11 protein-coding genes are annotated in these 12,155 nt (G+C 64.4%); 4 read left to right on the top strand and 7 right to left on the bottom strand.

Annotated features, from left to right (window positions below; all coding sequences use genetic code 11):
* Positions 1 to 20: 20 nt before the first annotated feature.
* Positions 21 to 1,316, top strand: a complete 1,296-nt coding sequence (locus EN853_RS16045; RefSeq protein WP_127860728.1) for an amidase — start codon at positions 21 to 23, stop codon at positions 1,314 to 1,316.
* Between the two features lie 20 nt (positions 1,317 to 1,336).
* Here the strand turns inward: EN853_RS16045 and EN853_RS16040 are convergent, their stop codons facing one another.
* From EN853_RS16040 to EN853_RS16020, 5 genes are all read right to left on the bottom strand, one after another.
* Positions 1,337 to 1,723, bottom strand: coding sequence for a hypothetical protein (locus tag EN853_RS16040; RefSeq protein ID WP_245517020.1), 387 nt, complete (start codon positions 1,721 to 1,723; stop codon positions 1,337 to 1,339).
* Between the two features lie 50 nt (positions 1,724 to 1,773).
* Positions 1,774 to 2,751, bottom strand: a complete 978-nt coding sequence (locus tag EN853_RS16035; protein WP_127860727.1) for a hydroxyacid dehydrogenase — start codon at positions 2,749 to 2,751, stop codon at positions 1,774 to 1,776.
* Positions 2,752 to 2,913: 162 nt separating this feature from the next.
* Positions 2,914 to 3,630: a FadR/GntR family transcriptional regulator gene (locus EN853_RS16030; protein ID WP_126087539.1), complete on the bottom strand. Its 717-nt coding sequence runs from the start codon at positions 3,628 to 3,630 to the stop codon at positions 2,914 to 2,916.
* A gap of 2 nt (positions 3,631 to 3,632) precedes the next feature.
* Entirely contained in the window at positions 3,633 to 4,802 is a 1,170-nt protein-coding gene (locus tag EN853_RS16025) for a mandelate racemase/muconate lactonizing enzyme family protein (RefSeq protein WP_127860726.1), read from the bottom strand.
* A 15-nt stretch (positions 4,803 to 4,817) separates the two neighbouring features.
* The gene (locus tag EN853_RS16020; protein ID WP_127860725.1) at positions 4,818 to 5,705 is read right to left on the bottom strand and encodes a sugar phosphate isomerase/epimerase; all 888 of its coding nucleotides are present in this window, start codon (positions 5,703 to 5,705) and stop codon (positions 4,818 to 4,820) included.
* Positions 5,706 to 6,106: 401 nt separating this feature from the next.
* Here EN853_RS16020 and EN853_RS16015 point away from each other — a divergent pair, with 401 nt between their 5' ends.
* The 3 genes from EN853_RS16015 to EN853_RS16005 all read left to right on the top strand — a co-directional run bounded on the left by EN853_RS16015 (position 6,107) and on the right by EN853_RS16005 (position 9,511).
* Positions 6,107 to 7,162 carry a sugar phosphate isomerase/epimerase gene (locus EN853_RS16015; protein ID WP_127860724.1) on the top strand — a complete coding sequence of 352 codons (1,056 nt, stop codon included), beginning with the start codon at positions 6,107 to 6,109 and terminating at the stop codon, positions 7,160 to 7,162.
* Positions 7,163 to 7,314: 152 nt separating this feature from the next.
* Positions 7,315 to 8,502 carry a Gfo/Idh/MocA family oxidoreductase gene (locus tag EN853_RS16010; protein WP_127860723.1) on the top strand — a complete coding sequence of 396 codons (1,188 nt, stop codon included), beginning with the start codon at positions 7,315 to 7,317 and terminating at the stop codon, positions 8,500 to 8,502.
* A gap of 157 nt (positions 8,503 to 8,659) precedes the next feature.
* Positions 8,660 to 9,511 (top strand): sugar phosphate isomerase/epimerase, encoded by an 852-nt coding sequence (locus tag EN853_RS16005; RefSeq protein ID WP_127860722.1) that lies wholly within the window; start codon positions 8,660 to 8,662, stop codon positions 9,509 to 9,511.
* Between the two features lie 296 nt (positions 9,512 to 9,807).
* Here EN853_RS16005 and phnE (EN853_RS16000) read toward each other — a convergent pair whose 3' ends face one another.
* A complete protein-coding gene (gene phnE, locus EN853_RS16000; RefSeq protein WP_167524495.1) occupies positions 9,808 to 11,166 on the bottom strand; it encodes a phosphonate ABC transporter, permease protein PhnE in 1,359 nt (452 codons plus the stop codon).
* Between the two features lie 8 nt (positions 11,167 to 11,174).
* Positions 11,175 to 12,134, bottom strand: coding sequence for a phosphonate ABC transporter, permease protein PhnE (gene phnE, locus EN853_RS15995; RefSeq protein WP_127860720.1), 960 nt, complete (start codon positions 12,132 to 12,134; stop codon positions 11,175 to 11,177).
* Between the last annotated feature and the right edge of the window lie 21 nt (positions 12,135 to 12,155).

Here is a 12,155-nt window from a genome sequence, read left to right as displayed (position 1 = left end):
TTGCGGAGTCCGACATCGACATGCAATCCGTCCGCGACCGCCTCGAAATCATCCTGTCACGTCTTGCCAATCGCGCCGGCGGCGAGAAGGTCTACACCAAGCTCTATGCCGAGGCGGCACGCGCGGCAGCCGATGCGGCCGACGCCCGCCGCAAAGCCGGCGTCAACCTCGGGCCGCTCGATGGCGTCATCATCTCGATCAAGGATCTGTTCGACGTCGCCGGCGAGCCGACCAGGGCGGGCTCGCTGATGCGCGCCAGTGCGCAGCCTGCCCCGGAGGACGCGGCAATCGTGCGCCGGCTGCGCCGGGCGGGTGCGGTGATCCTCGGCAAGACCAATATGACCGAATTCGCCTTCACCGCCATCGGCGACAATCTTCACTACGGTACGCCGGGCAATGCCCGCGATGCCAGTCTGATCCCGGGCGGCTCGTCGTCCGGCGCGGGCGTCGTGGTGGGCGAGGGCACGAGCGAGATCTCGATCGGCTCGGACACCGGCGGCTCGGTGCGCATCCCGGCCTCGCTCAACGGCGTCGTCGGCTTCAAGCCGACGGCGAGCCGAGTGCCTTTGGCAGGCGCATTTCCCTTGTCGGCGACGCTGGATTCGATCGGCCCGCTCGCCCGCAGCGTTGCCGATTGCGCGATTGCCGACGCCATCATGGCGGGAGAGGAGCCGGCGGTTTTTGAGCCGACCTCGCTTGCCGGCCTGCGCGTCGGCATTCCGCGCGGCGTGCTCTTCGGCGAGACGCAAGCCGAGGTTGCCGAGGCCTTCGACCGAAGTGTCCGCAGCATGGAACGTGCTGGTGCGCGCGTCGCCGACTTGCCGATCGACGATCTCATCGCCGGGATGCGCGCGGCGACCAAGCGCGCCACGATCGCGGCAATCGAAGGCGCGGAGGTGCATGCCGACTGGCTGACCACCGGCGCGCCGGTGCCGGTCGATCCGCATGTCACGGGCCCGATGTCGCGTGCGCTGACGATTCCCGCTTCCGTCTACATTCGGACGATCCGCCACCGCACGGCGCTGGTCGCCGCCATGGACGAGCGGCTGGCAGCGGTCGATGTGCTTGTGCTGCCGACCGTGCCGATGGTCGCGCCGTCGATCGCCGCCATGGCCGGCGACGAAGAGCTTCGCGACACGACGGAAGGCCTGTTGCTGCGCAACACGCAGGTCGCAAACCAGTTCGACCTCTGCGCGATCTCGCTACCGATGCCGGGCTTGGCGCTGCCGGCCGGGTTGATGCTGGTGGCGAGGCACGGCCATGACCGGCATCTGTTGGCCGTTGCGGCGGCGATGGAGGTTTTGCTGAAGGATTGAAGGCCGGACCTGGTTGCGGCTCAGCGGGATGAGCAATGGCCGCGTTCGGTGTCCTTCGCGGCGCGCTCGATTCCGGTCGCGACCAGCGTCGGCAGGCTGTACCGCTTGCCGTTGAAAATATGTGGCCGGTTCTCGATCGTGCCGGCAACGACGACCTTGCCGGCATAGAGCTTCTCGGCGAGGTCGAGCGCCTTGTCCTGCTGCGGCAGGCCGTCGATGTCGATCGAGACGCCCTTGATGATCGTGCCGGAGGCGAGGTCGAGCGCGCTGTTGGACGGGCAGGGCGCCATCACGCAGCGCAGGCCGTTGTCGCAGGGCACGTAGCTGCCTTGCCCGGCAGTACGAGCCTCGGCCGCCGACAGGCAGAAGCCAGCGATCAGAAGGGCTCGCGCGACATTTTTGGTCATGGCGGGAAGGTCTTCGTCAAATCCGGGAAAATTGAGGCAGGCGACGAGCGTCAGTCGGCCGGGAAGCGCCGGCGATAGTGGTCGATCACGTCCGGATTTCGCAGGTTGACCGGCAATTTGTTGGCGAGCACCAGCAACGCCTCGCCTGCAGCGCCGACGCCCATGCGCATCATCGATTCCTCGGTGATGCCGGCCATATGCGGGGTGACGATGACGTTGTCGAAGCCGAAATAGGGATGGTTCGGCGGCAGCGGCTGGGTTGCGAAGACATCGAGTGCGGCCCCGCCGATGCGGCCCTTTCGCAGGGCTTCGATCAGCGCCTCGTCGTCCACCACAGGCCCACGCGAGACGTTGATCAAAAGCGCATCGGGCTTCATGCGGGCGATGCGCTCGCGGCTGATCAGGCCGCGCGTCTCCTCGGTCAGCGGGCAACACAGAACGATGATGTCGCTCTGCTCGACCAGCGCGTCGATCGACAGGAAGCCGACGCGCTCGGGCGCCGGGCGCAGGCTGCGTGTGGTCGCAACGACGTTGAGGTCGAAACCATGCGCGGCGATATGGCCGACGGCCTGGCCGACCGCGCCGAGGCCGACGATGCCGATGGTCTTGCCGGCAAGCTCGCTGCTGGAATTGGCGTGTTCGCGCCCGGCGAGCCAGCCCTTGGCCCGCAGATCTCGGTCGACCACGCGAAAACGCCGAAGCAGGGCGAGCGTCACGAACATCACATGCTCGGCGACCGAGCGGGCGTTGACCGCCGGCACATTCGCCACCAGCACGCCGGCGGCGGTGGCCGCTTCTAGCGGGATCATGTCCAGCCCCGCGCCGTGGCGGATCGCGGCACGCAGGCTCTTGGCGCCGGGAAAGAGCTCCGGCGGTAGCGGCGCGCGCACGATGACGATGTCGGCATCCCTGGCTTCGGCCGCTAGCGTCTTGGCATCGAGCGCGGAAGCGATTGCCAACCGGCCAGCCCCGGCCAGCATGGCCGTGGCGCGTGGGTGCAGCGGGTGCGTCGACAGGATCTTACGCATCGGGGTCCTGGTTGTTTCAGCCGCGTTTCTGCGAAGCCAAGCGATAACGCTGCAAAATGCTCCAAAGCGGGTCGCGCTGAAAAGGGCTCAGGCGGCCGGCTTTGGTTCTTTTTTGTGCATGTAGGTTTCCCAAGACCGCTGCGCGCTTTTGGGCAACATGCGCTAGGCCTTTTCGAGCGTCGCGCTCTTCGGTTCCACCCAGCGACCTTCGATGATCCCCTTCCAGTAGCTCTCGGCGCCCTGCAGATGGGCGCTCATCAGCGCCTGGGCCAGATTGCCGTCGCGACGCAGCAGCGCCTCGTAGATCTGGATGTGCTCGGCATGCGAGCGCACGCTGCGCTCGGGATCGTTGAAATAGATCGGCAGGCGCTGCTCGCCCATCAGGTAGTAGACACTGCAGATGTTGTGGAAGACACCGTTCTTGGTCGCCCGCACGATCTCGAGGTGGAACTCGCGGTCTTCCTTGGCGAGGCCTTCGCCGGCGGCGATGCGCTCTTCCGACGCCTTCAGGATCTCGCGCAGCCGTTCGAAATTCTCTTCTGTGGCGCGCGAGCAAGCAAGCTCGGCCGCCTTGATCTCGTGGATCTTGCGTAGCTCGACGGTCTCGTAGATCTGCACCGGGTCGAGCGGCAGGCCCGCGCGGGCGAAAAGCGCCAACGCTTCCACGCTGGCCTGCTTGGTGTCGATATAGATGCCGGATTTGGCGCGGCGCTCGACGATGCGCATGGCCTCGAGTATCGCCAGCGCCTCGCGGATCTGCCCGCGGCTGACGCCGAAATGTTCCGCCAGCTCGCGCTCCGACGGCGTGCGGCCCGACTCCTTGTCCGAGTTGGAGAACAGATAGGCGGCGAGTTCCGCGAGAAGGTTCTTTTCTTTCATCGTCAAATGCGTTGCGCGTGCGCCTCCAGGAATGGCTCCGAAACGGTGAACCCCAATCCAGGCTTTTCAGGGATCGCTATCATACCGTCCTTTGCTTCGACAGTCTCTTCGACGAGATCGTGGATCATCGGATTGGCGCCGAGCGAATATTCGACCGTGAAGCTCGCGGGCGAAGCCGCGCAGACATGCAAGCCGGCGAAGAAACAGGGCGCGCCGGCCCACAGATGCGGCGCGAAGCGCAGGTTGAAGGCACTGGCGATGGTGCCGATCTTCATCGCCTCGCTGATGCCACCGCAGAAGGCGGGATCAGGCTGGAAGATGTCGGCTGATTTCAGCACCGCGAGATCGCGAAACGCATAGCGCGTCGCCTCGCTCTCGCCGGTGGCGATCGGCGTCGAGCCCGAGGCACGCACCTCGGCCATGCCCGGCTTGTCGTCGGCGATCACCGGCTCCTCGAACCAGGCGAGGTCGAGATCGGCGGTCAGGCTGATGAAGCGCTTCGCCTCGGCGACGGTGTAGGTGCCATGCGCGTCGACCATCAGCTCGACGCCGGGACCGATCGCTTGCCTGGCGGCGCGGACGCGGGCTGCCGAGATATGCGGTGCGCCGTCCATGGCGCCGACACGCATCTTCAGTGCCTTGAAGCCGCCCCTGGCGATGTAGGACTTGAGCTGCTCGCCGATTGCGTCGGCCGCGGCCCAACCGCCCGAGGCATAGGCCTGCATGCGCTCGACCTTACGGCCGCCGAGCAGCCGCCACACCGGCTGCCCGAGCGACTTGCCGAGGATGTCCCAGAGCGCGATGTCGACGGCGCTGATCGCCGCCACGCTCATGCCGCGGCTCGCCAGCTGCGGCATGGCATGGCCGGCATGGGCGGCCGTTTGATAGCGCACGCCGTTGTAGAGCATCTCCCAGATGATGCCGATATCGGCCGGGTCGAGGCCGATGAGCTGCGGCGCAATCTCGTGGTTCAGCATGTGGACCAGCGCGCCATAGCTGCCGGCGCTGCCGGCGGCGTTCTTGCCCTCGCCCCAACCGACCAGGCCGTCATCGGTCTCGATGCGCAGAATCGCGGCGTCGAACGTCGTCACCTGACCGAAGTCGCTGCGATGCTGCTTCGCGACTTCGATCGGTATGCGAACCCACCAGGCCTGGACGCTTTTGATACGCATCTAAGTTTCGATCGGCTACTTGATCAGCGGCAGCAGCGTTTCGGCGGTGATGCGCATCTGGTCGGTGTAGAATTTCTCCGTCAGCACGCTGGAGCCGTGATCCTGGATGAATTTGAGCTGCTCGGGCGAGATGTCGACGGGGTTGCGCTCCACCATCTCCGGGTAGGGCGCGGCGGGCGTGCGATCGACGGGCGCGACGAACTCGTTGGTCAGCGCGCCGTCATAGCCGATCTCCTTCAGCGTGCCGACGATCTTCGGCCAGTCGATCTGCCCGAGGCCGGCGGCGAAGCGGTTGTTGTCGGCGACATGGAAGTCGAAGAGGCGTTTTCCGACCTGACGGATGGCGTCGTAGACGTTAAATTCCTCCATGTGGATGTGGTAGGCGTCGAGGCAGACGCCGCATTCCGGGCTCACCGCGTCGGCAAGGGCGAGCGCCTGGGCGCCGCGGTTGAAGAGGTAGGTCTCGAAGCGGTTGAGCGGCTCGACGGCGATCTTGACGCCGACCTTCTTGGCGTGCGCGAAGCATTCGCGCGTGGCGTCTACCACCCAGCCCCATTCTTCCGCTTCGGTGCCGTCCGGCACCACCTTGCCGACGGTCGCGGGGACCAGCGTGATGATCTCGCCGTCGAGCTCGCTCACCATGGTCAGCACGTCCTTGACGTATTGCACCGAGCGCTCGCGCTGACCCTGGTTCTTGGCGGCGAGGTTGCGTTCGCCCAGCATCAGCGTCACCGCGCCCCAGCAACGAATACCGTGCTCCTTCAGGAGCGCGCGCGTCTCCTTTATCTTGTATTGAGCGGGTTCCCCGGAAATCTCGATCGATTCATAGCCGAACTTCTTGATGCGCTTGAGCGTCACCTCCAGCGGTTCCGCCCGCATCCAGTTGTGCGTCGAAAGATGCATGGTCTATCCTTCCCAGAATTCGCCTGTCACGTTTTTGGGCGGCGTCCTCCGATGAGCCCGCCGCATGATCTCCTCCCCACGGCGTTCCAGCGGTTTTTATCGAAACTGGTTCGACCAATTGGGTCTGACAAGACCTCTACAGCAAATTCTCATGAACGGCAAGGAGACCGTCCATGAGCCTTTGCCTGTAAGGTAATTTATTGATTTCAATGTACTAAACCTTTCCTGTGTGATCATGTCCGCTGCTTTTCGGCCATTTCCTTCCGCTTGACCAAATAGCCGGATTTGGTAATACCAGAATGGCGCCGTGCTCTGGCGCCATAGCAAATGATCGAACAGGCTGGCCCTCACTCCAATCGGCGCTATGCTTGGTTACGAAAAACGAGAGAGGGAGGATGCCGATGCCGACGACGATGAAGGGTCCCGGCCTGTTTCTGGCGCAGTTCGCGGGCGACGCCGCGCCATTCAATTCGCTGGCCTCGATCACAAAATGGGCGGCCGGGCTCGGCTACAAGGGCGTGCAGATCCCAACCTGGGACGGACGCCTGTTCGACCTCAAGAAGGCGGCATCGTCGAAAGCCTATTGCGACGAGGTGAGGGGCATCTGCGCCGATGCAGGCGTCGAGATCACCGAGTTGTCGACGCATCTGCAGGGCCAGCTCGTTGCGGTGCATCCGGCCTATGACGCGCAATTCGACGGCTTCGCGCCGGCCGAGGTGCACAACAACCCGAAAGCCCGGCAGAAATGGGCGGTCGAGCAGATGGAGTTCGGCGCCAAGGCGTCGAAGAATCTCGGCCTCAAGGCTTCGGTATCCTTCAGCGGCGCGCTCGCCTTTCCTTACCTCTATCCCTGGCCGCAGCGGCCGCCGGGGCTGATCGAGGAGGCTTTCGCCGAGCTCGGCAAGCGCTGGAAGCCGATCCTCGACGTCTATGACGAGAACGGCGTCGATGTCGGCTACGAGATCCATCCGGGCGAGGACGTGTTCGACGGCGCGACCTTCGAGATGTTCCTCGACGCGGTCGGCGGCCACAAGCGCTGCAACATCAACTACGACCCATCGCATTTCCTGTTGCAGCAGCTCGACTATCTCGAGTTCATCGACATCTACCACGAGCGGATCAAGGCCTTCCACGTCAAGGATGCCGAGTTCAACCCGACGGGACGTCAGGGCGTCTATTCCGGTTACCAGGGCTGGGTGAACCGGGCGGGACGCTTCCGCTCGCTCGGCGACGGCCAGGTGGATTTCAGCGGCATCTTCTCCAAGCTTACCCAGTACGACTACGATTCCTGGGCGGTGCTGGAGTGGGAATGCTGCCTGAAACATCCCGAGGACGGCGCTGCAGAAGGCGCGCCCTTCATCCAGCACCACATTATCCGGGTGACGGAGAGGGCCTTCGACGATTTCGCCGGCGGCACCAGCGACAAGAAGCTCTTGCGCGCGATGATGGGAATCTAGCACCCGTTTCCTCTCCCCTTGAGGGGGTGGCCCGAAGCGCCGGGCGGGGTCGGTTCATGCCGAGCTCCACGCCCGGCGACCCACACGATCCGCTACGTGGATTGACCTCCTCTCCTAAGAGAGAGGCAAGCAACAACGAGGGAGTACAAAAAATGGTCGGCGCATCGAAGTCGGAAACGGGAGGCGGCCCGATCCGCTATGGCATGGTCGGCGGCGGGCAGGGCGCCTTCATCGGCGCGGTGCACCGGATCGCGGCGCGTATGGACAATGATTTCGTGCTGGTCGCGGGTGCGCTGTCGGCGAATCCCGAGCGCGCCAAGGCCTCGGCCGCCGAGCTCGGGCTCGATCCGTCGCGCAGCTACGGCTCCTATGCGGAGATGGCGAAAGCGGAAGCCAAGCGCCCGGACGGCATCGAGGCGGTGGCGATCGTCACACCCAACAACGTGCATGTGCCGGCGGCCAAGGCCTTCCTCGAGGCCGGCATCCACGTCATCTGCGACAAGCCGCTGGCGACCTCGCTCGCCGAGGCGAAGAAGCTTGCGGCCCTGGTCGAGAAGGCCGGCAAGGTGTTCGTGCTCACCCACAACTACACCGCCTATCCGATGATCCGCCAGGCGCGCGAGATGGTGGCCAAAGGCATGCTCGGCGATATCCGCATCGTGCAGTCGGAATATCCGCAGGACTGGCTGACCGAGGACCTCGCGGCCACCGGCCAGAAGCAGGCATCATGGCGCTCGGATCCGAAGCAGGCCGGCGCCGGCGGCGCGCTCGGCGACATCGGCACGCATGCCTACAACCTCGCCCGCTTCGTCTCGGGGCTCGAGCTCGATTCATTGTCGGCCGATCTCGACGCCTTCGTGCCGGGCCGACAGCTCGACGACAACGTCAACGTCATGCTGCGCTTCAAGCCTGTCGGCAAGGCGCATCCTGCCAAGGGCATGATCTGGGCCAGCCAGGTGGCGCCCGGCCACGAGAACGGGTTGAAGCTGCGCATCTACGGCTCGAAGGGCGGGCTCGAATGGGTGCAGGCCGACCCGAACTATCTCTGGTACACGCCGTTCGGCCAGCCGAAGCAGTTGCTCACGCGCGCCGGCGCGGGCGCGATGCCTGCGGCTGCGCGCGTGACGCGCGTGCCGTCCGGTCATCCGGAAGGCTATCTCGAAGGCTTCGCCAACATCTACCAGGAGGCCGCCCGCGCCATCCGCGCGGCGCGGAAGAAAGGCGGCAAGCTGGCCAAGGATGTCGTCTTCCCGACCATCGCGGACGGCGTCGAGGGCATGGCCTTCATCGAGGCCTGCGTGAAGTCGTCGAAGAAGAACGGGGCGTGGACGAAACTGTAGGGGCGACGATATTCAGGTGATGCCGGCCTGCTAACGGCGGCTTCCGGTGCTCACGTGCTTTAAGTACGCTCCGCTCCGGTTCTCGGAAACCACCGTTTTCGGCTCGGCCTGACCTGAATCTCATCACCCTTGGTCGAAGGTGATGGGGGAGGTGTCGATGAAAATCGGCATGTGCATGTTCTTGTGGACGACGAGCGTCTCGAAGAAGCACGAGGCGTTGCTGAAGGACATCAAGGCGACGGGCTTCGACGGCGTCGAGATACCGGTCTTCGCCGGCCGGCCTGACGACTACAAGAGGCTCGGCGAGATGCTCGACCGTGTCGGCTTGGAGCGCACGGCGGTCTCGGCCATGGGCGATCCGGCGATGAACCTGATCGCGCCGATTGCGGCGACGCGCAAGGCCGGCATCGACTACATGAAATGGGCGATCGACTGCAGTGCGGCCCTTGGCGCGAACAGGCTGAGCGGGCCGCTGCACTCGACGCTCGGCACCTTTTCCGGCAGCGGGCCCACGGCGGCGGAGAAGAAGCGCTCGGTCGCCTCGCAGCGCGCCATCGGCGACCATGCCGGCAAGAAGGGCGTCACCATCGGGCTCGAAGCGCTCAACCGCTTCGAATGCTATCTGGTCAACACGATGGACGACCTGTCGGAACATGTCGACGCAATCGACCGGCCGCACATCAAGGCGATGTACGATACCTTCCACGCCAATATCGAGGAAGCCGATCCGATCGGCGCTTATACGCGCAACCGCAGGAATGTCGTCCATGTCCATATTTCGGAGAACGACCGCGGCGTGCCGGGGCGCGGTCATATCCTCTGGAAGGAGACGTTTTCCGCCATCCGCAAGAGCGGCTACGACGACTGGCTGACGATCGAGTCCTTCGGCCGCTCATTGAAGGACCTCGCGGCGGCGACCAAGGTGTGGCGCGATTTCGCCGAGAGCCCCGAGGCGGTCTATCGCGAAGGGTTTAGGCATATCAAGGACGGGTGGAAGAAGGCGGCTTAGGGCCCTGCGCCTGGTCCATTTTCTATTTGCGTTCGCAACGGTTGCCAGGTGGTTCCCCCACTCCGTCTCGGCTTCGCCGAGCCACCTCTCCCCCGTCCGGAGGGAGAGGAAAGGGAGCCTGGTGGCGCCGGGAGAGGAAGAAAGCCTCGGCCTTCGAGGACAGGCGCGGCTCGGAAAGCCTTGCGCCTTTCCTCTACCCCGTCGATCGGGGGAGAGGTGTCGAGCGAAGCTCGACGGAGTGGGGGTCGACCCTTTGGCGCCGGGCGAGACGATGCTTGCGCTTCTGCGTCACAAGGCTACCCCTGCGCCGCCTCTAGCCGGTTATAGTCATGCAGCGTGCGGCTGAGCCTGCGGCGCAGGAAATTCGAGATGTTGTCGAAGACGAAGACGACGAGCAGCGTCAGCAGCACCATGTAGAAGACGTTGGCCCAGTTGGAATTGGTGCGCATCGCTTCCCAGAGCTTCAGGCCGATGCCGCCGGCGCCGACGGCGCCGATGATGGTCGCGCCACGGGTGTTGGATTCCCATTGGTAGAGCGTCTGGCTGATGAAGATCGGCACCACTTCCGGCAGCACGCCGTAGCGCTGCACCAGCAGGCCGTTGGCGCCGGTCGAGAGCACGCCTTCGCGCGGCTTGTCGTCGATGTTCTCCAGCGCCTCGGAATAGGTTTTGCCCAACGTGCCGATCTCGGTGAAGAAGATCGCGGCGCTGCCGGCGAGCGGCCCGGGCCCAAAGGCGCGGGTGAAGAACAGCGCCCAGATCAGCATGTCGACCGAGCGCATGAAGTCGAAGAAGCGCTTCAGCACTTGGCTGAGCAGGCCGCTCGGCGTGATGTTGCGGGCGGCGAAGAAGGCGAGCGGGAAGGCAACGATGCCGCCGAGCAGCGTGCCAAGGAAGGCCATGACGATGGTCTGCAAAAGCTTGGTCCAGACATCGCCATGCTGCCATTGAGAGTTGTTCCAGATGTTGTCGGCGGCCAAGGCGAGGTTCGACGTGCCGGGCCGCAGCTCGGGGCCGGAGACGATCAGCGAGAACACTTCACGCGCCGACTTGCCAAAGAAGGGCGAGCGCGTGTCGAAGACGAAATTCGCCCAGCCGAGGAAGCGTTTGCGTATCTTGACGCGGTCGACGGTGACGCGCACCTCGCCGACGAAGCCCATCCTGGCGACGACCTCGTCATCATGCACGGTGATCCAGTCCGGTACCGGGCCTTCCACCACCGGTTTGCCGCTGGTGAGCGACACCGGCACGGCCTGGCCGTTCGCGACGATCGTCGCCCTTGTCTTGTCGAAAGTGACGGACTTGGCCTCGCCATCGATCTGCACGGTGAAGCTGCCGTCGGAATTCCTGATCACCCAGTCCGGATTGGGGTGTTCGCCGAGCGCTGAGAAGCGCGGATATTTCGGCGCGATCTCAGGCTGGTCCAGCCGGAATTCCGGCTGCAGGTCGTAGCTGATCCATTGCGACAGGAAGAGCGGCAGGCGCTCCCAATGCGATTCCCTCATCACCTGCGGCAGGCTGAAGAACCACAAGGCGTAGATGAGATAGAGAATGGTGCCGGCGACCAGGAACAGCGGCCAGAAACGCTTGTAGAGCGGTCGCCGGAACACTTGCGGGAAGCGTTCCTCGATGGCTCTGATCTCGTCGACTGTCATGGTCATGATTAGGCGGCACCCATCAGGAAGGCCTGCTCGCCAACCAGCTTGCGTCTGAGCCAGGCGGAGAACTGGTCGATGAGGAAGATGGTCGTGAACAGGAGCAGCACCAGCGCAAGCGTCTTGGCGCCGAAGCCGCCCGAAATGGAGAGCTTCAATTCCTCGCCGATGCCGCCGCCGCCGACGGCGCCGATGATGGTAGAGGCCCGCACGTTGATCTCGATCCTGAGCAACGTGTAGGACATGAAATTGGGCAGCACCTGCGGCAGGTCGGCGAAGCGCACCCGCTCGAACCAGTTGGCGCCGACTGCCCGCAGGCCTTCCTCGGCCCGCATGTCGATGTTTTCGTTGACCTCGTAAAACAGCTTGCCCAGCGCGCCGATCGAATGCAGGCCAATGGCGATGATGGCGGCGATCGGGCCGGTCGATACGATAGCCGCGAACAGGCCGGCAATGACGATCTCGGGGAAGGCGCGCAACAGTTCCATGAAGCGCTTGACGACGAGCCTCAGCGCCGGATGCGGCGTCAGATTGCGCGCGGCGATGAAGGAAAAGGGCACGGCGAAGACGAAGCCGATGAAGGTCGAGACCAGCGCTACGTTCACCGTGGTCAGCATGAGCTCGAAATATTCGGGGATGTAGAAGCCGCCCCAGACATAGACGCGGCCGAGCGGGAAGTTGAACTCCTGCGTGCCCTTGTCACTCGGCGAGGCAAAATCGAACAGCGCCCGCCAGACATCGTTCCAGTCCTTCGGGATCAGCCAGCTCAGGAAATCGAGGATGTGCGGCAGGCGCTCGAAGAAATGGCCGGCATTGGCTTCGTCGGCGAACCACATGCTGGCGATCATGGCTGCGAGCAGCAGACCGACGCCGAGCACCGTATAGAGCCGGCGCAGCGACGTCTGGTGCTGCCAGGCATCCGCCTGCTGGCGGGTGGTGTCGGAATGGATTGTCGCTGAGGCTGTCATGATCGGAACATGCAAAAAGGG

Source organism: Mesorhizobium sp. M1C.F.Ca.ET.210.01.1.1, from assembly GCF_004791585.1.
Classification (GTDB): domain Bacteria; phylum Pseudomonadota; class Alphaproteobacteria; order Rhizobiales; family Rhizobiaceae; genus Mesorhizobium.
Note: the sequence above shows the minus strand (reverse complement) of the source record. Positions and strands in the feature narration are given on the sequence as shown.